We start from the raw sequence: 21682 nt of genomic DNA, 5'->3' as shown, positions 1-21682 counted from the left end.
GGCCCGCGCGCACCTGGAAGAGACAACGCGTCTGGAGTCTGTCGTGGATACGAAAACGTATGTTCTCTATGCCCTGCCCATCTTCTTCGCACCGGTGGCCATCGACCTCGCCGCCGCTCGGATTCAGCGCAGGTCCCGCTACCGGCTGAATGACCTGCTCACCAACCTGATGCTGGCCATCCTCGGCATCGTGGTGGGGCTGAGCATCACGGGGGCCACGCTGTATGTCTATGAAGCCGTCCGGCGGTGGGCCCCGCTCCAGCTCGCGCCCGGGGCCGTGACGACGTGGCTGCTCGCCTTTGTCGTCTACGATTGCCTCTACTACTGGGGCCACCGCGCGCACCACGAGGTGGCCCTGCTCTGGGCCTTCCACTCCGTGCACCACTCCGGAGAGGACATGAACTTCGGCCTCGCGCTGCGGCAGAGCATCGTCGGCGAGGCCACGTCGTGGCCCTTCTTCATCCCCATGGCCCTGCTGGGAATCCCGCCGGGGGTGTACCTGGGAGTGGCGGGGCTCCAGCTCGCGTACCAGTACACCCTGCACAACACCTACGTGCCCGCGCTCGGAAGGGTGGAGCAGCTCCTGGTGACGCCCTCGCAGCACCGCGTGCACCACAGCCGCAACCGGCCCTACCTCGACAAGAACTACGGCAACATCCTGGTGCTCTGGGACCGCCTCTTCGGGAGCTATCAGCCCGAGCTGGCCGAGCACCCGCCCGTCTACGGCACCCGGCACGGCATCCGGAGCTGGAGCCCGCTCACCGTCAACTTCCTCCCGTTCGCCGAGCTGCTCCGCAAGGCGAGGGCCTGCCGCAACCCGGTGGACGGGCTCCTCTGCCTGTTCAAGGGGCCGGCCTGGCAGCCGCCCTCGCTCTCCCATGAACGATTCACGGAGGCGGATGACGGGCCCTCGGCCACCTTCCGCAAGTATGACCCTCGGCTCTCCGGACGCGTGACGGCGTACTGCGCCGTGCAATGTGCCGCGCTCATCGTCCTGTGCGCGTGGCTGATGTGGAACCTGGGGGAATGGGGAGGCGCGGCGATTGCGGGAGCCGGCGTCCTCATCACCGCGAACGCTCTCACCCTGGGCGGACTGCTGGAGGGCCGGCGGGGCTTCTGGCGCGTGGAGTTGCTTCGGCTCGCGGGCGTGGTCCTGGCGGGCGCGCTCCTCGTGTGCGGAGTGGGAACGGCCGGGAGGGCCGAGTCCCTGACGCTCCTCTCCTACGCGGTGCTCAGCGCGGCCTGGCTGGCCGCGTTGCGGAGCGACTTCCACCCGGCCTCTCCCGCGGAAGAGCCCCTCGAGCTCCAGTGGGTGTCGTCGCTGGATGACGTGGGACAGGAGGCCTGGGACACCTGCTTCCCCGAGGAGGACGTGCTGAAGTCCTTCGCGCTGCACCGGGCCGTCGAGGCGGCGCGGCTGCCGGGCATCGAGTTCCACCATCTGCTGGCCCGGCGCGAGGGCAGGGTGCTCGCCGTCGTTCCCTGCTTCCGCATCCGACTGTCGCTGACCACCGTCGCGCCCGAGGCCGTCAGGAAGGGCGTGGACGCGGTGCGGAGACTCTTCCCCGGGTTCCTCTGCGCCCGCGCGTTCATCGTGGGGACTCCCGTGGCCATCTGCCGGGACCTCCTGGGGGTACAGCAGGGGAGGGACGGCCCGCTCCCGGCCGACGTGCTGAGAGCCATCACCCGCGAGGTGCTCGACCGGGCCCGGCGGTTGCGCATGGGGTGGGTCATCATCAAGGAGCTGACGAGCCGGCTCCTGCCCCAGGTGCAGGACGTCCTCTCGGAGTCCTTCACCCTCGTGGAGAGCCCCGCCACCACCTGGCTCTACCTGGGCGAGGAGGGCGCCGGCACCTACCGGGAGCGGCTGCGCAAGAAGTATCGCTCCCTGATGACCCACCGCGAGCGCCAGCTCGTGGACAGCGGCATGCGCTGGGAGCTCCACCATGACTTCGCGCCGTACGCGGAGCGGATGGAGGCTCTGTATCTCCAGGTGCTCCATCACTCGAAGGTCCAGTTCGAGACGCTCAACCGCGACTTCTTCGTGGAGCTTTCCCGCCGGCTCGGGGAGCGCGCCTTCGCGCTGCTGTGCTTCCAGGGAGACGCGCTGGTCGCCTTCGAGCTGTTCCTGGAGGACGCGGGCGAGGTGCATCCCCTCTACCTGGGCATGGACTACCGCCATCGGGACGAGGGTGCGCTGTACTTCAATTGCATCTACAAAATCGTGGAGACGACGGAGGCGCGCGGAAAGGCCGTCGTGGAGCTCGGCCAGACGAGCTACTCCGCCAAGGCGAGCCTCGGCGCCGTGGTCGACCGGCTCTACCTGGCCGTCCGCCACCTGAATCCCCTGGTCCACCTCCTGCTGCGGGTCTTCCGCCGCGCGCTGTTCCCTCCGACGCCGGTGCCCAGGCGCCAGCGGGTGTTCAGGGACATGCGGGCCAACGACGAGGCCCTCCTCCGGCACGGCGTCCACTTCGAGGAGGTCCTGTCATGAGCCGGTGCCTGGAGCCGCTGGACATCCGGGTGGTTTCCTCCATCCACGACGTGCCGGGGACGCACTGGGACGACACCGTGGCCCGGGGGCACCCCTTCAAGAGCAGCGCGTTCCTGTCCTGCCTGGAGGACGTCTTCCCGGAGCGTCGCTTCGCATATGTGCTCGTGCTTCGCGGAGGGAGCCTGGTGGGACTGGCCCTCGTCACCGAGGAGCGGTTCGACCTGGGCCTGCTCCTTCCAGAGATGGCCGGACGGATGGCCGCGCGAGTGCACCGGCTGTTCCCAGGCTTCCTCAAGGTGCGCCTGGCCATGGTGGGGACACTCGAGACAGCGCAGCGCCACTGGTGGGTCGATACCCGGCTGCTGTCCGTGGAGGAGTTCGCCGACGCGCTCCTCGTGGCCTGCGAGGAGGCCTGCCCTCGCGCGGACCTGCTGGTCGTCCGCGACTTCATGGAGGGGGACGACGCGGACGCGAAGCTGGAGGCGCGGTTCCGTGCGAGGGGCTTCCGTCCGGCGCGGAACCTGCCGCTCGCCGTCGTCGAGCTCGAAGGCCGTGACTTCGAAGCGCACATCCAGCGGCTCAGGCGGAAGCCCAGGGCCAACGTGAGAAAGCAGCTCGAGCTCGCCGGACGGCTGGGGCTGAAGCTGGAGCGCGTGCATGACTTCCGGCACCTGCTGCCCGAGTGCTACCCGCTCTACCTGCAGGTCCACCACCACGCCACCGAGTTCAAGCGGCTCCCCATTCCGAGGAGCTTCTTCGAGCGCGTGGCGGAGCGGCTGCCCGGAGAGAGCAGCCTGCTGACGCTGCGGACCTCGGAGGGACGGCTCGTCGGCTTCACGCTCTCCGGCACCTCCAGCCGCGTCCACAACCCCTTCGTCCTGGGAATGGACTACGCTCGCTCCCGCGAGCTGCCCATCTACCACAGCCTGCTGGGCGGAGAGCTCGCCTACGCGGCCGAGCGCGGGTGCGGACAGGTCGACCTCGGGGTGACGAGCTACTTCGTCAAACAGGGGCTGGGGGCCACGCTGGAGGGCATGACCATGGTCGCGCGGCTCCGCTCCCGCTGGCTGCGGCCCTTGCTGAATCCGCTGCTGCCCGTCCTGCTGAGCGAGAAGCAGCCGGAGCGGCGGCGCCCCTTCCGGGCCCCAGAGGCCGACGCGCCTCAGCGCGCCGGGGCCTCGGGGTCTTCCACCGGCACGCCGGCCAGACGCAGCACGCGCAGGGCATTCGTGGTGTCCACCACGCCCTGACGCAGCTTGTAGTCGAACACCATCTGCTCGCCCTCCAGGTGGTCGCGGAAGTGGACGTTGACCACGTGCGCGCCGGGCTCGTCCGCGAGCGCGGCCAGGGACAGGTCGTGCGTCGTCACCGCGCCGCACGCACCCGTGGCCAGCAGGAGGCGCAGCACCTCGCGCGAGGCAATCTGCCGCTCGCGCGTATTCGTGCCGAGCAGGATTTCGTCGAGCAGGAACAGCGCCTGTCCCTTCGCCGCCTTCGCCGCGTCCAGCACCGCCTTGATGCGCTGCACCTCCGCGTAGAAGTACGAGACGCCCCGCTCCAGCGAGTCCTTCACGCGCATGCTCGTGAGCACCTGCAGCGGGGACAGGTGGAACGTCTTCGCGCACACCGGCGCGCCCGCGAGCGCCAGCACCACGTTGGCGCCCATCGCGCGCATCAGCGTCGTCTTGCCGCTCATGTTGGAGCCGGTGATGAGCAGCGCATGCCGGGGGCCCGGCAGGGACACGTCGTTGGGCACCGGCGCGTCCAGCAGGGGATGCCCCAGCGCCGTCGCCTCGACGCGCGGGCCCTGCGCCTCCATCACCGGCCAGGTGAACTCGGGCCTGTCGTGTGCCAGTCCCGCCACGCACGACAGGGCCTCCAGGTCCGCGAGCGCCTCGAACCAGTGCCGCACCTGCTTCCCATGCGCGGCGCGCCAGCGCTCCAGGGCGAACAGCGCGTGGATGTCCCAGAGCGTGAGCCAGTGCACCAGCGGGTGGAACTGGTGCCGCTTGAACTCGACGAAGGAGAACAGCCGGCTGAAGCGCGCGAAGTGCACGGACACGGGCTTCTCGCCCGGCCGCTGCAGTCCGGACTGGAGCTTCTGGAGGAGCGGGTGCTCGAAGCGCTGGCTCTCCACGCGCTCGAAGAGGGGCGCGTAGCGCACGAAGCCGCGCTCACCGGACTCCACCTCCCGGTCCATGGCCTGCAACGTACGGCGGGTGAGGAGCGCCACCGCGAGCTGCGCGCCGAGTCCCAGCCATACCGTGGACTCCGGCAGCACGCCGAAGTTGCCCAGGACGTAGAGCGCGAGGGTGATGAACGGCAGCACCACGGCCACCGGCCGTGCCCAACGGATGGAGTCCAGCGACGGCCCGCCTTCCGCCCAGCGGATGAACAGGCCCGGCTCGGCCTTCTCGCGCGCCACCACCCGCGAGTCCACGCAGAGGTCCTGACGGAAGTCCACGCGCGGGGCCAGTTCGCGGGCCGCGCCCTGCCGTGCTTCCACCTCCGCCGCCGAGGCGGGACCGGACAGCCATGCCGCCAGTCGCTCCTCGCCCGCGCGCGTCGCCGTCTCGTTCATCAACTGGAAGAGGCTGCCCTGGCCGAACACGTCCAGGTCCGGCGTGTACAGGTGGCTGGGGGAGAGGAAGCGCTCACCGCGCTCGGTGAACTCATGCCAGCCGCGCCCGAGCCGCGCGAGGCCGCGTTCATTGAGCAGCACGTACAGCTTCGCCCGGGCCTCACGGCGGAAGACCTGGTGGTGCAGGACGGCGAGCACGCCGTACACGAAGACGGCCCCCGCCGCGCCCCACCACCACACCTTCGCGAGCTTCCCCGCGAAGATGAAGCCGGCGATGCCGACGGCGGCCAGGAAGGCGATGGTGCGCAGGTTGGCGTAGCGGGCACTCACGCTATCCAACGCGGTCAGGTCCGCCTGCGCGGCGGCGCGGCGCTCGGTGTACGTGCGGTGCGGGGAAGGGCTCTCGGCGGCGGGGGAGGACACGGCCGCGCATGCTGTGCGCGCGGAGGGCCCAGGGCAAGCGGCGGATTCGACTCCGTGACACGGAGCGGACGAAGACGGTCCTCAGCCCCAGCGCTCGCGCGACGGCCAGTGAATCCCGCGCCCCTCGAAGCACCTCCCTCCCGCGTTGGAGTGGAGCCCGGTGCGGGAAGGAGATGGCCCGTGGGCCCACGCTCAGGCGGGCTCACGGGCGGCATCACGGACGGGCTCAGCAACTGAAGCTGCAGATCCGCCAGCAGCTCCGGCACGCGGTCTCGCAGGCGGGGTCACCTCCGCAATCGGTACAGGCAGGATCGCCACAGTCCGAGCAACACGGACGGGCGGCGGTTTCCTCACTGCCCAGCGTCGCGGAGCCCACGCCCGCGGCAACTCCCAGCAGCATTCCCAGCAATCCCATCATCAAGGTCTTCTTCATGTTGCCTCCAGACAGGGTGTGAAGGTCTCGACCGGAGCGGCCCCGAGCGGGGATGCTCGGCGAGGGAGGTTGATGCTAGATAAGCCAGAAAGGCAGTTACAACTCGGTTGCCGAGTTCAATGAACAATTATTGAGTCGAGCGGGTGCGAGTAGTGGTTTGCCCTTAGGTTTTTGGAAGGAAAGGACTAGGGAATGGGGCGACGAAGCCTTCTTGTCTGGGTGGGAGCCCTGGTCCTGCTGGTGTTTCTCCTGCGAGGCTTTGTCTTCGAGCCCCGGCTCATCCTGTCGAACTCCATGTCGCCGACGCTGGCGGCGGGAGACCGGCTGGTGATGGACAAGCTGTCCTATCGTTTCCAGGCTCCGCGCGCCGGGGACATCGTTGTGTTCGAGGAGTCCACCGAGGCCCGGCGTGAGGGAGTGCCCGTGCCTCCATCGCTCAAGCGGGTGATTGCCGTGCCTGGGCAGAACGTGGAGGTGCGGGGAGGTCAGGTGCTCGTGGATGGGCAGGCGCTGAGCGAGCCATACATTCAGCAGCCACCTCGGTACACCTGGGGCCCGGTCCTCGTGCCGGAGGGCATGCTCTTCGTCCTCGGAGACAACCGCAACGCGAGCAGCGACTCCCATGTCTGGGGCCTGCTGCCGCGCAAGAACGTGTTGGGCCGGGTATGGCTGCGCTTCTGGCCACCGAGCCGGGCCGGCGGCCTCTGAAGGTCGTGGGTGGCTACGGGTGGCTCGCGGAGGCCCTCAGCCCCAGAGCTCGCGGGGCGGCCAGTACATCTCACTCCCCTCGAACCGGATGCCCGGCACGCGGTCCTTGGAGAGCAGCAGCGGCCCGTCCAGGTCCACCACGGCGGCGTCCTGGGCCACCAGCATCGCGGGGGCCATGGCCAGCGACGTCGCCACCATGCAGCCCACCATGAGTTGGAGTCCCTCGCTCCGCGCGGCCGACGCGAGCGCCAGCGCCTCCGTCAGGCCCCCCGTCTTGTCCAGCTTGATGTTGATGGCGTCGTACTTCCCCAGCAGCGTCCCCAATCCGTGACGGTCATGCGCGGACTCGTCGGCACAGACGGGCACCGCGCGCCGCAGGCCCTGCAGCGCACCGTCATTCCCAGCCGGAAGCGGCTGCTCCACCATGACCACCCCCAGCTCCGCGCACGCGTCGAACAGGGCGGGCAGCGCCTCCGGCTTCCAGCCCTCGTTCGCATCCACGATGAGCCGGCTCTTCGGCGCCCCCGCGCGGATGGCGCGCAGCCGCTCGATGTCCTCCTCGCCGCGCCCGAGCTTCACCTTCAACAAGGGCCGGTGCGCCGCCTTCTCCGCGGCCGCGCGCATCGCCTCCGTCGTGTCCAGGCTCAGCGTGTACGCGGTGACGAGCGAATGTGGCTCGGAGGCCAGGCCCGCCAGCTCCCAGACGGGCCTGCCGCTGCGCTTCGCCTCCAAATCCCACAGCGCGCAGTCCAGCGCATTGCGCGCCGCCTTGGGCTCCAGCACCGCCGCGACTTCGTCCCGCCCCAGTCCGGCTTCGATGCGCGGGCGCGCCGCCTCCAGCGCCGCCATGACGCCTTCGAGCGTCTCGCCATAGCGGGCATAGGGAACGCACTCTCCGCGCCCCACGGCGCCCCCTTCCTCCAGCGTGACGACGACCACCTCGGCGGACGTCTTGGAGCCGCGGGAGATGGTGAAGCGCCCGGCGATGGGCCAGCTCTCGTGGGTGACGGTGAGCTTGCGCATGGGCGGTCAGCTCCGGGCCGGGAAGCGGCGCGACAGCTCGTCGACGAGCGGGCCGACGCCGGTGCGGATGGGGTCGACACAGGGCAGCCCGTGCTCGCGGCCCGTACGCTCCAGCAGCTCCAGGGCCTCCTTCTCACCCAGGTGCTCGGTGTTGATGGCGAGCCCCGTGCACTGGATGCGCGGATTGGTGAGCTGCCCCTCCAGAATCGTCCGGTCGATGACCGCCTGGATGGAGGGGAGGGGATGCTGCACGCCGCGCATCTTCGTGCGCGTGGGCTCGTGGCAGACGATGAATGCGTCCGGCTGCGCGCCGTGGAGCAGCCCCAGCGTGACGCCCGCGAAGGATGGGTGGAACAGCGAGCCCTGTCCCTCCACCAGGTCCCAGTGGTCCGCGTCGTTGGCCGGGGAGAGCCACTCGGCCGCACCGGCGACGAAGTCGGACACCACCGCGTCGATGGCCACGCCGCGCCCGGAGATGAAGATGCCCGTCTGTCCGGTGGCGCGGAAGTCCGCCTCGAGGCCGCGCGCGCGCATCTCCTTCTCCAGCGCGAGCGCCGTGTACTTCTTCCCCACCGAGCAGTCCGTGCCCACCGTCAGCAGCCGCAGGCCCGGGCGCTTCGTGCCCTTGCCGGTGGCGAAGTCCATGTCGGGGATGCGCACGTCATGCAGCTTGCGGCCATTGCGCGCGGCGGCCGCGGCGATGGCGGGGAAGGAGCTCAGCCGCTTGTGCAATCCCGTGGCAATATTCATGCCGGCGTCGAGCGCCTCCACGAGCTTGCCCACCCAGTGCTCCGGCAGGACTCCGCCCGCGTTGGCCACACCGACGATGAGCGTCTTCGCGCCCTTCGCCTTCGCCTGGGCGATGTCCAGGTCGGGGAGGCCGCAGTCCGCCTTGCAGCCCTCCAGCCGGAGCTGGCCCACGCACCAGTCGGGACGCCAGTCGACGATGCCGTGCGCCGTCTTCGCCGCGAGCTGGTCGGGCACGTCACCCAGGAACAGAAGGTAGGGCTTCTCTATCTCCACCGGCGACCTCCGCGCCCCAGGTCAGGGGGCTCTGTGGGCCGGGCTTTTCAGCACGCCCGCACGGCCCGGGCAAGGACGCCGCTCGCCTCTGTCGGGGCTCGTACGTAGGAGCCCGGGGGGCGAGGTCCGGAGCGGGCGCGGTGGCACCTTCCGGGTTACACTTCCGGGCCGTCCTTGAATGGGGGAGCTCCCGATGAACCGCTTCGCGCTACGTGACCGCATCAACCTCCTCGATGCGCAGACGCAGTACGAGGAGATCGTCCGCATCCTCACCACGCAGGAGTTTCCCTGGGACGTCGAGCAGGCGCTCAGCTTCGCGCTGTTCCGTACCTACGCCGTCCCCAGCATCGGCGTGCTCCTGTACGAGACGGGGGAATTCAATCAGCGCACCCAGAAGCGCTACGACGACACCGTGCTCATCCTCGACGCAATCCTCGAGCACGGCATGGCCAGCCCGGCCGGCAGGAATGCCTTCCGGCGCATGAATCAGATGCACGGCTCCTACGACATCTCCAACGACGACATGCGCTACGTGCTCTCCACCTTCGTGGTGACGCCGGTGCGCTGGCTCGAGGACTTCGGCTGGCGGTCGTTCACCCCGCATGAGGTGAGCGCATGGACGAACTACTACCGCGCCGTCGGCCGTCACATGGGCATCCGGGACATCCCGGAGACCTTCGACGGGTTCGTCGCGCTGATGGATGGCTACGAGGCAGAGCACTTCGCCTTCGACGAGCGAAGCAGGGCGGTCGCCGACTCCACGCTCGACCTGCTCGCCACCTTTTCGCCCACGAATCTCGCGCCGAAGCGGATGGTCAACCTGTTCGCGCGCACGCTCATGGATGATGAGCTGCTCGACGCGTTCCAGTATGCGCGCCCCTCTTCCTTCAGCCGGGCGGTGTTCCGCTTCGCGCTCAAGGCCCGCGGGACGTTCGTGCGCTACGCCCTGTCCTCGCGACGTGAGCCGCTCTACGGCCGCCACCGTCCCAACATCCGCAGCTACCCGAATGGCTACAACGTCGAGCAGCTCGGCACCTTCCCGAAGGGCTGCCCCGTGAAACATGCCGCCGCCGCGGGAGCGGCCTCATCGCCCACGCAAGACGCGTGAGCGATGAGGGGGCGCTGACCTCCGGACGCTTCAGCTCCGCCGCGTCTCGTCGGCCGGAATCTCACCGAATCGCCCGGCCTCGAAGTCATGAATCGCCTGCAGGAGCTCGCGCTGGGTGTTCATGACGAAGGGGCCCATGTGGGCAATCGGCTCGTGGATGGGCTCACCCGCGAGGACGACGAGGTGCACGTCCTCCCCGGCGCGCAGGACCAGGTGCTCGCCATCGTTGGCGAAGACGGCGAGCTCTCCCGCGGCGAGCGAGTCCCCGTCCGCCGAGACGCGACCCGTCGCGACGAGCACGAGGGCGTTGTGGTGGGACGGCACGGGCACTTCGAGCGTCGTGCCCGCTGCGAGCCTCACGTCGAGCAGGGTGATGGGCGTGAACGTCTTCGCGGGGCCGTGAGCGCCACCGTACTCACCGGCGATGACGCGGACATGGCTGGTGCTACCTCCTTCGATAGGGACGACGGGTATCCGGTCCGCGGTGATGGGCTGGTACCCGGGCGCGGACATCTTCCTGGCTCGGGGCAGGTTGACCCAGAGCTGCAGCATCTCGAAGGGGCCGCCACCGCGGGCGAAGCTCTTCGCATGGTACTCCTCGTGGAGGATGCCGGACGCGGCCGTCATCCACTGCACGTCACCCGGTCCGATGATGCCCGAATGGCCCGCGGTATCTCGGTGCGCGACGGAGCCTTCGAAGGCGAGGGTGACGGTCTCGAAGCCCCGGTGGGGATGCCAGCCGACGCCGCGCTGACCTTCGGCCATCGCCGGGTACTCGTAGCGAGGGTGGAAGTCGAGCAGCAGGAAGGGACTGACGCGCTCCTGCGAGAGGCTCCTGCTCGGGACGAGGGTGTTCACCCGGAAGCCGTCACCGACCCAGTGAAGAGGACCGCCACCATGGACGCTCTCGAGCGTCCGGGCTCGGGGGAGCGAGCGGGTGGAAGCGGAAGAAGGGGAGAGGACAGGTGTCGTGGTCGTCATGCCCGCAAACGTAAGGGTGGATGCGGGTTGGTAAATCCACCGGGCACTGCATGCTTTGCATCACCTCGTGTGATGGTGCGTGGCGCCCAGGGCCTCCTGACACAGCGTCGTGAGGCGATTCGAAGCCCACGTCGCCACGGGCCCCAGCGGTGAGCCCTTGCGGCGCACGAGGGCGAGCGAGCGTTGCGGCGGAAGCCCGCCCTCCCAGGCCGCGAGCCGCAACTCGACGAGCCGCCCCGCCGCGAGGTCCTCGCGCACGAGGTGCTCGGGCTCGTGGCCCCAGCCGAGCCCACCCACGATGAGCGCGTGCTTCGTCATCAGGTCCGCGACGCGCCAGGTCCGCGTCGAGAAGACGCCCCTGTCCGTGGAGCCCGGCTGGCCAGCCGGCATGCGCTCACTGAGGACGACCTGGACGGCGGTGGCGAGGTGCTCCTCCGTGAGGACGCCCTTCCTCGCGGCCAGCGGATGGGACGGCGCGGCGACCGGAATCATCCGCAGCAGGGCGATGGGACGCTGCTCCAGCCCCGCGAGGTCCACGTCCGTGCCCGCGATTCCGAGCGTGGCCCGCCGCTCCCGCACGAGCGCCGTCACGGCGGCGAGAAACTCGATTTCGAGCGCCAGCTCCACGCCGGGGTGTGTCTGGGCGAGCTCCTTGATGAAGGCCAGGAGCGCGTCGGTGGGAAACATGGCGTCGACCGCGAGCGAGAGCTTCGTCTCCTCGCCACTCTTGAGCCGCCCGAGCAACGCCTGGAAGGAGGCGAGGTCATCGTGGAGCCGCTGCGCCGCGGTGACGACGGCCTCGCCCTTCACGGTGAGCCGTGGCACCCGGCTGCTCCTGTCGAAGAGGCGCAGGCCGAGCTGCTTTTCGAGCCGCTTCATCGCCTGGCTGACCGCGGGCTGGCCCTGGCCGAGCTTCTTCGCCGCCGCCGTGAAGCTGCCCTCCTCGGCCACCGCGCGGAGCGTTCGGAGCTGTTCGATGGTGACGCTTTCGAGCACCGTGGAAGTGCATCACATCCGAGGCTGTTGATGCACTCTGGAGTCGCACCGTTTTCACGGGGGTAGGGTCGAGCCGACGACCTGGCGCTCCAGGAAGGGCGTGCTGTCCGGGCCGGCATCGCTGCCTCCGGTACGCGCATATGCGTACCTTGTTGCGTAACCCCCGAGGTGTCGCGCGATGGAGCTGCCACCCACGGATGAGTCCACATCGGGCCTTCATGACCAGGAACGTGACCTGGAAGGCACGTCCGCCCTGGAGCTGGCGGAGACCCTGGAGGACGGATTCATCGCGGTGGACGCCGCCGGCCACATCCGGGCGGTGAATGCGGCCGCCGAGCGGCTCCTTCAATATCCCCGGGCCTGGCTGCTTGGCCGTACGCTGGGCTCGCTCTCCGGCGAGGCGGCCCGCGCCTGGTCCGAGGGGACGCCCGCGAAGCTCGTCGTCTCCCTTGGAACGTCCGGGCAGCGGCTCGAGCTGCGGCTTCATCCACGGCGCGGCCAGGGATGGCTCTTCCTGCGCGACGTCTCCCAGGAGCACGAGCGCCCTGGAACCGCGGCGGAGGAGGAGCCGTGCGAGGTGTCACAGCAGCGGCTCCGGATGGTGATGAACCACGCCCCCGTGCTCCTGTTCGCTATCGACAGACAGGGCATCCTCACCCACGCCTCGGGGAAGGGGCACGAGCGCCTCGGGTTGCGGTCCGGGGAGCTCGTCGGCAGCTCCGTGTTCGACGCCTACCGGGACGTCGAGTGGATCGTCGAGTGCGTCCGCCGGTCGTTGAGGGGCGAAGAGGTGTCGGTGGTGGGAGCGGTGGGGGACATCTGGTTCGACGTGCACTACACGCCGGTGCGCGATGCCACGGGGCGGGTGACCAGCGTCATCGGCGTGGCCACCGACGTGACCGAGCGCGAGCAGACCCTCCAGGCGCTCCGACAGCAGCAGGCGGTGCTCAAGTACGTCATCGCCAACGTGCCTGGCGCCGTCTTCTGGAAGGACCGGCAGGGGCGCTTTCTGGGTGGCAACCAGAACTTCCTCAATGACACCGGCACCGGAAGCCTGGAGAACCTCATCGGGAAGCACGACTTCGACTTGCTCCACCTGTGGGCCAGTCGGGAAGAGGCGGAGTTCTTCGTCAAGATCGACCGCGAGGTGATGGAGCAGGACCGGCCGTTCCACGACATCGAGGAGTCGGTCCGCCGTTCAGACGGCTCGCAGCGCACGCTGCTGACCAACAAGGTCCCCATCCGGGATGAGTCCGGGAAGGTCACGGGCATCCTGGGCATCTACGTGGACATCACCGCGCGCAAGCAGATGGAGCAGGAGCTGGAGAAGGCGAAGCAGGCCGCCGAGAACGCCGCCCGCGCCAAGAGCGAGTTCCTCACCGTGATGAGCCACGAGCTGCGCACGCCGCTGACCCTCATCCTGGGGCCCCTGGGCTCGCTGCTCTCCACCCGCGCCAGCGAGCTCTCGGAGCGCGCCCGGCACGACCTCGAGCGCGTCCATGGAAACGCCAGGCGGCTCTTCCAACTGGTCGACGACATCCTGGACCACCAGAAGCTGGAGGCCGGCCAACTACGTCTCGAACGGCAACCCGTGGACGTCGCGAGCTTCGTGGCGGGCATCGTGGAGGACGCCCGACCCGCGGGGAGCACGCGGGGCATCGATGTGGGCTTCGAGGCGGGGCCCGACCTCGGCGTCGTCCTCCTGGACGGGCGCAAGTTCGAGAAGATTGTCGTCAACCTCCTGGGCAATGCCCTCAAGTTCACCCCCGCCGGAGGGCGGGTGGTCGTGTCCCTGCGGCGCGCGGCGGAGGTCCTCGAGCTGGGGGTCCGTGACACGGGGCCGGGCATCCCCCTGGACAAGCAGGAGATGATCTTCCAGCGGTTCCAGCAGCTCGACGGCTCCGCCACGCGCAAGCACGAGGGCACGGGGATGGGCCTGGCCATCGTGAAGGAGTTCGCCGAGCTGATGGGGGGCCACGTCGCCGTGCTGAGCGAGCCGGGTGCGGGCGCATTCTTCAGCGTCACGCTGCCGGCAGCCGGGGCGGCATCCTCTCCGGTGGAGCCCGACAGCACGGCCGGGGTCTCCCCCGGGGAGAGCGCCTTCCGGCGGTTCGAGGTTCCGCGAGAGTCCCTGGAGGTGCCCCGGCGCCCAGCGCACCCGGCGCCGCGCCTGCTCATCGCCGACGACAACCCCGGCATGCGCGGGTACCTGGCGGAGCTGCTGGCCGACGAGTACGACCTGGTGCTGGTGGAGAACGGCCGGCAGGCGTGGGAAGCGGTGCAGCGCGGGCGGCCGGACGTCATCGTGTCGGACCTCATGATGCCGGAGGTGGACGGCATCGAGCTGACGGCCCGGCTGAAGGCGGACCCGCGGTACCGGGACGTGCCCATCATCCTGCTGACGGCCAAGGCCAGCCGCGAGGACGTGGTCGGGGGCCTGGACGCGGGCGCGGATGACTACCTGGGCAAGCCCTTCGGTCCAGCGGAGCTGAGGGCGCGGGTGCGCGCCGCGGTGCGCCTTCACCGGACCTACCTGGAGCTGGACGCCCGGACGCGCGAGCTGCAGGACACGCTGCGGACACTGCGCGACACGCAGGAGCAGATGGTGGAGGGCGCCCGGCGGGCCGCGGTGGGCACCCTGGTGGCGGGGCTCTCCCACGAGCTGAACAACCCGCTCGCCGTCATCCGCCTGAACTCCCAGATGCTCTCCAAGCACCTGATGGACCCGGTGGGCCTGCGCCGGTTGCTGCTCTCCATCGACCGGCAGTCGCAGCGGTGCGCGCACGTGCTGAATGCGCTGTTGGAGCTCTCACGCCAGGCGTCCATCAAGCGCGAGTGGTTCCAGGCGGGAGTGCTGGTGGACCGGGTGTTCGACGCCATCCGCCCCGAGGCGCAGCGGCGCGGCGTCCGCCTGGAGGCAGTGCTTCCTCCGGCCGGTTCGCCCTGGGTCCACGTGAATGCCGCGGAGGTGGAGTCCGCGTTGAGCAACGTGGTGACCAACGCGCTGGAAGTGAGCCCGCCGGGGGCCAGGGTCGAAGTCGAAGTGCGGCCGCGCGCGCGGAGCGGCAGGGAAGGCGTGGAGGTGATGGTGCGGGACAGCGGGCCCGGCATTCCGGCGGACGTGCTGCCACACGTCTTCGACCCCTTCTTCACGACGAAGCCCCCAGGTGAGGGCATGGGGCTCGGTCTGGCGCTGGCCCGCCGGTTCATCGATGGCCAGGGAGGCGCCGTCCAGGTCGAGAGCGAGGAGGGCCGCGGTACCGGGGTGCGCCTGTGGCTGCCCGCGGTGGCTTCGCTCCACGACGAGGCGCTCCCCACCGCGGCGGGAAGCCCACGGTAGTGACCGGCATCCGGGCACGGAACGCTGGATTTTCGCGAGTTGAATGTTGATTCAGTTTTCACACTCCGTTATATCCATTTCACAAAAGCGTCTCGCGACACGGGCCGGCCAGCTCCGCGGTCCCAACCTCTGCCCTCCAGGACTTTCCATGACCCAGGTGAACTCCACGGACCGCAGGTCCAGCCTTCAGTCACTCCCCAAGCCCGACGCGAAGGTCGGCGCCAAGGTGGACTCTCCCGCGAACAAGAAGGAAGCACCCCGGACGGTCAGCCCCGGGAGCGCCGCGCTCACGCAGGACGGCTTCGGTGCGGAGAAGACGCGCGCGAAGTCTCCAGGGGCTCCCGGCGGCCGTCCCACGGGCGCTCAGGCGGCGGGCAAGGTCGAGCCCCTGACCAGTCCCGAGGCGAAGGCCAAGGCGCCCCAGGTGACGCTGCGCCTGAAGAACCCCGCGGGTGAGCTGGGCTATCTGGGGCCCATCGGTCCCAACGGGCCATTGGGTGCCATGGGCCCCGTGGGCAAGAACAGCTGGAACCCCTCCCGCTACATCAGCGGAAGCGTCGGTTGGGAGTCCTTTGCCCAGCTCGCCACGATGCTGGGCGGTCCCCTCAGCTCGCTGGGCCCGCTCGGAAGGAATGGGCCCTTGAGCCAGCAGGCCTCCAATGCGACCCCGGCGGCACTGCGGCCTGGTGGTGACGAGGCCGTCCTCGGGCCCGCGGGGCCCCTGGGCGCGCTGGGCGCTCTCGGTCCCCTGGGCCCCACGGGGGCTCACGGTTTCCGAGCCAATGAAGCCGGCGCCTACGAGAACCGGAATGGCCAGGTCCAGCGGACCCTCACCGTCAACTGGGGCCTGGACGGGGTGAAGACCGAGGAGCTGTTCGAGCAGTACACCGAGGCCCACGCCAAGGCCATGAAGGACAACGACACCTCCTTCATGGTCGAGGGCCAGCTCACGAAGCGGCGAGACTCCGACACCTTCACCTTCCACTCCCGAGTCGACCAGTACGTCACCGTCATGGTCCTGCCGGAGACGGGCGCCGTCTCTCCCAACGCGGGTCCTGCCGGGAAGGACTCCGTCGCGGACCTCGCGAAGCACTTCGACGACTTCGACCTCGAAATCCTCGACACGAGCGGCAAGGTCATCGGCCGGTCCAACCTGCGCGACGGCTCGGACTGGCTCCAGATGAAGGTGCCCGCCGGTGCCGACCTCCAGGCGCGCGTCACGCTGAAGGACAGCCCCCACGGCGAGCTCAAGTCCTACCGTCTCTTCGTGGTGGGGACCGGAGAGCACACCTCCGACCTGAATGGCGGGCAGGCCTGGGACAAGGGGCCGGCCTCGGTCGTCGCCCGGGTCCGGTAGCCCGCGCGGCCTCCACGGGGCCCCGAGCCGTTCGATGGTGACGCTTTCGGGCCCCGTGCGAGTGCCTCACCTCGAGGCTGCCGATGCAGCCTGTTGCGGCTGCGTCTGCGTCTCGACGCGGTCGAAGAGCTTCGACAGGACGAGCTCGTAGAGCCGCAGCCGCCCGGTGACAATCTCGCCTCGCACCTTGTAGCCAGGACGGACCTCGAACGGGTGGGGCGTGGGCAGGTCCACGATGGCGAAGAACTCATTCGCATCGTTCGGTGGGGACACGTAGCGGACGCTCCCCTTGAGCACCCCGTACCGGTGGAAGTGAAACGCATCCACCTTGAGGTGCGCCGGCTGGTCCGCGGACACCCGCTTCACCTCGTCCTGCGACAGCTTGAACCTCGCATACAGCGTGCTCCCTTCCTCCAGCACGGGAGCCACCTCGACGAGGATTTCTCCCGCGAGAATGCGGTCGCTGCTCGCCTTCGTGTTGTAGACGTAGCGGATGGTGCCGCGGATGTCCGCCCGCACCTCCCGCCTCGCCGCGAGCCGGCTGCGCAGCTCCTTCTCCTCGCGCTGCTTCTCCAGCTCCCTTCGCAGCTTGTTGGCGCGTTCGAGCAGCGCGAGCCGCGCGGCCTCCGCGCCGAGGAGGTCCAGCTCGATGCGGGTGAGCTCGTCGCGGTAGGTGCCCCCCAGCTTCAGCTCCGCCGCCTCCTGGTCCCGCTGAAGCCTCAGCAGCTCGGTGGCGGCGCTCCTCGCCTCCAGGACGCCGCGCTGGTCCGCCTCGTGCTCCTCCTTCGAGAGAAGACCGCGCTCGTGCAGTCCGCGGCTGCGCTCCTCCTTCACCTCCGCCAGCGCCTGCTTCTCCCGGGCGAGCTCCAGCTGGCGCGAGAACGCGCCCAGGCCGTCTCGGACCTGGACTACCTCCACCCCGTGTTTCTGCCGAAGGATGTCGAGCTGGCGGCGGTGGCGCACGGCCCGCTCGCCCGCGTTGTCCATCTGCTCCACCACCGTCCGCAGCTCCTCCTCCAGGGCCTGGTAGTCCGCCTCCGCCTTGCGCGCGGCGGCATCGACCTCCTCGTTGTCCAGGCGCATCAGGAGCTGGCCCTCCCGCACCGTGTCCCCCTCGCTGACGTACTGGGCCACCACCCGCACGTCGTACGGCGCCTTGTGGACGGAGCGGGGCCGGTGGGAGAGCACCTCGCCCTCGGGAACGCGCACGATGGCATTCACCTCCACCGTCGCGAAGAGCACCGCCCCGAGGCCGAAGCTCCCGATGAGCACGGTGAATATCTCCCGGATGTAGCCGAAGCCGTTCATGCCACCTCCCGGGCCGGCGCGACGTCCGTCGCCCCCTCCTGGACGCGCCCGCCGCGCAGCAGCACCTTGCGGCTCAGCTGCAGCCCCTCCACGGACTCGTGCGAGATGAAGAGCATCGCCCGGTCATCAATCTCTCCCAGCAGCCTGGCGATGGCGGCCTTCGACTCCTGGTCGATACCCCGGAATATCTCGTCGAAAATCAGGACGTCCGCATCCGAGAGCAGGGCACGCAGCACCAGCACCTTGCGCCGCTGGCCGGTGGACAGGTTGCGCCCCCCTTCTTCGATGAGCCGCTCCAGGTGGTCCGGGTGCTGGATGATGCAGTCGTAGAAGCCGATGCGCTTCGCCAGCTCCACGACTTGCCGCGTGCCGTGGCGCCGGCCGAAGGTGATGTTGAAGCGCAGCGTCTCATTGAAGAGGGTGTCCTCCGCGGAGACCAGCACCACCCGGTGCCGCAGCGCCTGCTCGCCGAGGAGCTCACGCGGGATGTCGTTGACCAGCACCGTCCCGGCGGAGGGCTGTTGGAGTCCGGCCAGCAACCGCACCAGGGTGGACTTCCCGCTCCCGTTGGCCCCCATCAGGAGCACCTTCTCCCCCCTGCGCACCGTCAGGTCCACCCCCTCCAGGACGCCCAGGCCCGACGGGTAGCGGTAGGAGACCCCGCGCGCCTCCAGCAGCTCCACCCGCACGTCCTCCTCCGGCGCGCGCGTGGCGCGGCTCGCTCCGCCCTCGTCGAAGTCGAAGTAGCGCCTCAGAATCACGAGGTTCTCCTGCAGCGAGAGGTTCTCCTCGAGCAGCGTGGTGAAGGAGGAGAAGATCTTCGCCGACAGGGAGATGAACGTGAGGAGCTGTCCGAGGGTGACGGTCTGCTGGCCAATCAGCCCACGGGCGCACAGCAGGATGAGCGTCAGCGAGGCGGCCGTGGTGACGAGGGCGACGGCCGCGGTGCTGGCGAGGTCCAGCAGCTTTCCCTTGCGCTGCGTCTCCAGGTAGCGCCCCGCCTGGGCCCCCAGCTGCGCGCTGAAGTGTCCCCCCAGGTTGAAGGCCCGGATGGTCTGCACCCCCTCCAGTCCCTCCACCATGCAGGAGAGCAGGTCGGCCTTGTTCCGGAACCGCTCGCTCTCCAGCTTCCGCAGCGCCGGCGTCATCGCCACGAGGAGGGTGCCCAGCACCAGCAGCGTCAGCAGCACGAGCACGGCGGCCCGCGGGTTGAGCACGAACAAGATGACGAGCGCGTTGAGCGAGACACAGGCGTTGACGACGATTCGTGAGAAATAGCTGGTGAAGAAGCTCTTGAGCTTGAGGCTGTCGCTGATGCGCTCGAGCAGGTCTCCCCGTGTGAAGGAACGCAGGTACAGGATGCTGCCCGTCAGCATCCGCTCCCCGAAGCGCAGCAGGAAGTAGCGGTCCAGCTCCAATCCCAGGTGCACCGAGACGTACCGGGTGAACACCCCCATGAGGATGTCGAACAACCTGAAGAGTCCCAGGCCCAGGACGAAGGTGGCCAGCACGCCGAAGTCGAACTGGGGGATGATTTCGTCGACGAGCAACTGATTGACGAAGACGGCGGTGTGCGTCGTCACGGACGAGAGCACCGCGGCCATCAGGAAGAGGTACCAGATGCCGCGCAGCGAGCCGACCTCCTTCAACAGCCGCAGCAGCGGATGGGCCGGAGCCGCGTCGGGCACCTGCCGCTCCGACCTCGTGGCCGGCGCCCGCACCGAGAGCACCACGGGCGCCGCCAGCGTCCGCTTCTCCTCGCTGCCCTCCACCGCGCGGAAGCGCTGGGGAACGGACGAGAGCTGCTGGTGCTGGACCAGGTCGGCGAGGAAGGCCCGCTCGGCCGCCTCGTCCTTCAACCCGAAGTTCTCCTTCACGTAGCCGAAGTAGAGGAGCTTGTTGTACAGCGCCGCCACCTCGGCCTCGCTGGGAGGCGTGTCCAGCGGGAGCCCGTTCCTCCCCAGCTCCTCCTTCACCTGGCCCCAGATGCGGCCGCGCCACAGCTCCTCCGTCAGGGGCACCTGGACGGTGTGCGTGCGCCGGATGAACTCGGCCACCGTCCAGCGCTCCACCTGACCGCGTGTGGGATTGAGGATGCGCAGCCGCCCCCGCACCACCCCGTCGACCACGACGTAATGCAACATCCCCGTGGGCTGCACTCGCACCGTGGCCAGACACGGGGAGAGCTCGTCCAGCTTCCGCTCCAGCGCCGCGGCGTCGTTGATGTCCAACGGCTGCGTGCGCACCCCGAAGCCGTGCTCCCGGAAGAATGCCTTGAGGCTGTCGAGGCGCAGCCCGTCGACGTCCAGGGGGAGGGCCGCGGCAATGGTCTCGCGACTCATGGAGACCCCGAGCCGCTCGCAGAGGGTCTTCACCGCGCTGATTCCGCAGTCGTTGCTCCTCAGCTGCGGGTCCACCTTCGGACGGACCCGGCGCAGCCATCCCCGGAGGCTCATGGGCTGACGCGCTCCCCGGCGCGGGCGGACTTCGCGCCGCGCCTCCAGGCCGCACGCCAGCCCTCGTGCAGCTCCACGGCGCTGGGGAAGCGCTCCTCAGGGGCCTTGGCGAGGGCTCGCTCGATGACGTCGGCGAGGGCCGCCGGAATGCGCTCGCCCTCGGGAGTCCACACCGCGCGGGGGGCGGGCTGGCTGCGGATGGCCTGCGCCAGGCGTCTCCACAGCACCTTCTCCGAGAAGGGCTCGTGCCCCGTGAGGATTTGATGGAGCAACACGCCCAGTTGGAATACCTCCGAGCGCATGTCACCCGGGCGGCTGCTGATGCTGAGCGAGCCGGGCTCGATGCGCTCGGGGGGCATGAAGGCGGGAAGTCCGCCGTGGGGGACGGAGGACTCCTCCACCGCGTCGCCGCTGCGCCGCGAGAGGCCGAAGTCGATGAGCTTCACCCGGTGCTCGTCCGTCAGCATGAAGTTGCGCGAGTGGACATCGCCGTGCAGGAAGCCGTGGCGGTGAAGGTGGGCGAGCGCGGCGAGAGCCTCGGCGCCAATGCGCACCCGCTCCGTCAGGGACAGGGAGTCCTTCGCCATGGCCCGACGGAGGGAAGTGGTTCCGGCGTGCTCCAACGCGGCGTAGCACGGCTCCCCGGGATGGAAGGCCAGGAGGCGACAGACATTGTCATGTGGAGCAAGCCCGGCCATGAGGGAGAACTCCCGCTCGAAGAGCTCGCGCTCGCGGCTCACCCTGGGCCCCTGGAGGATGAAGACCTTGAGCACCACGGGCATTCCGGTGCCCACCTGCCGCGCGTGATGGAGCGCCACGTCTTGCTTGTCCACGATCAGCTCCCCGACGCGGTACTCACCGAGTACCTGCCCGGGGGTGAGCTCCAAGGTGGGCTCTCCCAGCAGGTCCGCCCGCGCGGTGCGCAGCAGCCCGGCGCGCCGCATGCGCTGGAAGAAGGTCTGCACCGTGGGGGCGATGGCCTCCGGAGGACACCCCGCCTGTCGTGCCAGTTCCTCCAGCGCCGCCTCCTCCTCCCGAGGCGTCCTGAATAACTCCAGATAGCTTTTGATGACCGGGTTGACGAGATAGCAATACTGGTGAGCGCGCGTGTCCGTCACCATGAAGCGCTCGCCGACATCCGCGTCGGTGCTCACGTTCGAGTCACCGAGGAGAGCCGAGCTCTCGCCCTCGCTCAACGGGCGGAGCTCGAAGTACTCCGGAAACACATAGAAGCGTTTTTGTCTCATGCGCGAGACCGGGGCGTGGTGCGCCAGGGGATGAAGCCTGTTCTTCAGCCCGAACTACTTACAGCCGGACTTCCACGTGCAGCTCTTGCTCCTGCTCCGGCTGCAGCTCTTGCTCTTGCTCTTACTCTTGCTCTTGCTCTTGCTGTGGCACGTGTGGTGGCGCTTCCCACCGGCCTTGAACTCGAGGACGCGGTCCATCTGCTC

At 69.2% G+C, this 21682-nt stretch carries 14 protein-coding genes; 6 read left to right on the top strand and 8 right to left on the bottom strand.

Annotated features, from left to right (window positions below; all coding sequences use genetic code 11):
- Positions 1 to 43: 43 nt before the first annotated feature.
- Entirely contained in the window at positions 44 to 2494 is a 2451-nt protein-coding gene (locus tag ACVTJA_RS37270) for a sterol desaturase family protein (RefSeq protein WP_465827276.1), read from the top strand.
- Complete coding sequence (locus tag ACVTJA_RS37265; protein ID WP_465827273.1) at positions 2491 to 3744, top strand: GNAT family N-acetyltransferase; 1254 nt, start codon at positions 2491 to 2493, stop codon at positions 3742 to 3744. Before ACVTJA_RS37270 ends, ACVTJA_RS37265 begins: the two co-directional genes overlap by 4 nt.
- Here ACVTJA_RS37265 and ACVTJA_RS37260 read toward each other — a convergent pair.
- Positions 3657 to 5498, bottom strand: coding sequence for a MutS-related protein (locus tag ACVTJA_RS37260; RefSeq protein ID WP_465827270.1), 1842 nt, complete (start codon positions 5496 to 5498; stop codon positions 3657 to 3659). The genes ACVTJA_RS37265 and ACVTJA_RS37260 overlap by 88 nt on opposite strands.
- A gap of 625 nt (positions 5499 to 6123) precedes the next feature.
- Between ACVTJA_RS37260 and lepB the strand changes: the two genes are divergently transcribed.
- Positions 6124 to 6639 (top strand): signal peptidase I, encoded by a 516-nt coding sequence (lepB, locus tag ACVTJA_RS37255; protein ID WP_465827268.1) that lies wholly within the window; start codon positions 6124 to 6126, stop codon positions 6637 to 6639.
- 36 nt (positions 6640 to 6675) lie between these two features.
- Here the strand turns inward: lepB and dgcA are convergent, their stop codons facing one another.
- The gene (dgcA, locus tag ACVTJA_RS37250; RefSeq protein WP_465827264.1) at positions 6676 to 7662 is read right to left on the bottom strand and encodes an N-acetyl-D-Glu racemase DgcA; all 987 of its coding nucleotides are present in this window, start codon (positions 7660 to 7662) and stop codon (positions 6676 to 6678) included.
- Between the two features lie 6 nt (positions 7663 to 7668).
- Complete coding sequence (gene dgcN, locus ACVTJA_RS37245) at positions 7669 to 8685, bottom strand: N-acetyltransferase DgcN (RefSeq protein WP_465827262.1); 1017 nt, start codon at positions 8683 to 8685, stop codon at positions 7669 to 7671.
- Positions 8686 to 8878: 193 nt separating this feature from the next.
- On the opposite strand from dgcN, the gene ACVTJA_RS37240 reads away from it, so the two are divergent.
- Positions 8879 to 9793, top strand: a complete 915-nt coding sequence (locus ACVTJA_RS37240; RefSeq protein WP_465827260.1) for an oxygenase MpaB family protein — start codon at positions 8879 to 8881, stop codon at positions 9791 to 9793.
- 30 nt (positions 9794 to 9823) lie between these two features.
- Here ACVTJA_RS37240 and ACVTJA_RS37235 read toward each other — a convergent pair whose 3' ends face one another.
- Together ACVTJA_RS37235 and ACVTJA_RS37230 are read right to left on the bottom strand one after the other, a co-directional pair.
- On the bottom strand, positions 9824 to 10651 hold the full coding sequence (locus ACVTJA_RS37235) for a pirin family protein (RefSeq protein ID WP_465827258.1): 828 nt from the start codon (positions 10649 to 10651) through the stop codon (positions 9824 to 9826).
- Positions 10652 to 10834: 183 nt separating this feature from the next.
- Positions 10835 to 11770 carry a LysR family transcriptional regulator gene (locus ACVTJA_RS37230; protein ID WP_465827256.1) on the bottom strand — a complete coding sequence of 312 codons (936 nt, stop codon included), beginning with the start codon at positions 11768 to 11770 and terminating at the stop codon, positions 10835 to 10837.
- A 178-nt stretch (positions 11771 to 11948) separates the two neighbouring features.
- Here ACVTJA_RS37230 and ACVTJA_RS37225 point away from each other — a divergent pair, with 178 nt between their 5' ends.
- Positions 11949 to 15110: an ATP-binding protein gene (locus ACVTJA_RS37225; protein ID WP_465827254.1), complete on the top strand. Its 3162-nt coding sequence runs from the start codon at positions 11949 to 11951 to the stop codon at positions 15108 to 15110.
- A gap of 148 nt (positions 15111 to 15258) precedes the next feature.
- Complete coding sequence (locus ACVTJA_RS37220) at positions 15259 to 16467, top strand: hypothetical protein (protein ID WP_465827249.1); 1209 nt, start codon at positions 15259 to 15261, stop codon at positions 16465 to 16467.
- A gap of 66 nt (positions 16468 to 16533) precedes the next feature.
- Here the strand turns inward: ACVTJA_RS37220 and ACVTJA_RS37215 are convergent, their stop codons facing one another.
- From ACVTJA_RS37215 to ACVTJA_RS37205, 3 genes are read right to left on the bottom strand one after another with little or no spacing between them, the layout of a single operon-like run.
- Positions 16534 to 17775 (bottom strand): HlyD family secretion protein, encoded by a 1242-nt coding sequence (locus tag ACVTJA_RS37215; protein WP_465827246.1) that lies wholly within the window; start codon positions 17773 to 17775, stop codon positions 16534 to 16536.
- Positions 17772 to 20231, bottom strand: coding sequence for an ATP-binding cassette domain-containing protein (locus ACVTJA_RS37210; protein ID WP_465827242.1), 2460 nt, complete (start codon positions 20229 to 20231; stop codon positions 17772 to 17774). Before ACVTJA_RS37210 ends, ACVTJA_RS37215 begins: the two co-directional genes overlap by 4 nt.
- Positions 20228 to 21478: a serine/threonine protein kinase gene (locus tag ACVTJA_RS37205; RefSeq protein ID WP_465827240.1), complete on the bottom strand. Its 1251-nt coding sequence runs from the start codon at positions 21476 to 21478 to the stop codon at positions 20228 to 20230. The genes ACVTJA_RS37210 and ACVTJA_RS37205 overlap by 4 nt, the downstream gene beginning before the upstream one ends.
- Positions 21479 to 21682 lie beyond the last annotated feature (204 nt).

The organism is Pyxidicoccus sp. M6, from assembly GCF_055568925.1.
Note: the sequence above shows the minus strand (reverse complement) of the source record. Positions and strands in the feature narration are given on the sequence as shown.

Coding starts and splice junctions, on each gene's coding strand:
- ACVTJA_RS37210 (WP_465827242.1), bottom strand. CDS start 20,231: ATGAGCCTCCGGGGATGGCTGCGCCGGGTCCGTCCGAAGGTGGACCCG.
- ACVTJA_RS37240 (WP_465827260.1), top strand. CDS start 8,879: ATGAACCGCTTCGCGCTACGTGACCGCATCAACCTCCTCGATGCGCAG.
- ACVTJA_RS37225 (WP_465827254.1), top strand. CDS start 11,949: ATGGAGCTGCCACCCACGGATGAGTCCACATCGGGCCTTCATGACCAG.
- ACVTJA_RS37265 (WP_465827273.1), top strand. CDS start 2,491: ATGAGCCGGTGCCTGGAGCCGCTGGACATCCGGGTGGTTTCCTCCATC.
- ACVTJA_RS37205 (WP_465827240.1), bottom strand. CDS start 21,478: ATGAGACAAAAACGCTTCTATGTGTTTCCGGAGTACTTCGAGCTCCGC.
- lepB (WP_465827268.1), top strand. CDS start 6,124: ATGGGGCGACGAAGCCTTCTTGTCTGGGTGGGAGCCCTGGTCCTGCTG.
- ACVTJA_RS37215 (WP_465827246.1), bottom strand. CDS start 17,775: ATGAACGGCTTCGGCTACATCCGGGAGATATTCACCGTGCTCATCGGG.
- ACVTJA_RS37220 (WP_465827249.1), top strand. CDS start 15,259: ATGACCCAGGTGAACTCCACGGACCGCAGGTCCAGCCTTCAGTCACTC.
- dgcA (WP_465827264.1), bottom strand. CDS start 7,662: ATGCGCAAGCTCACCGTCACCCACGAGAGCTGGCCCATCGCCGGGCGC.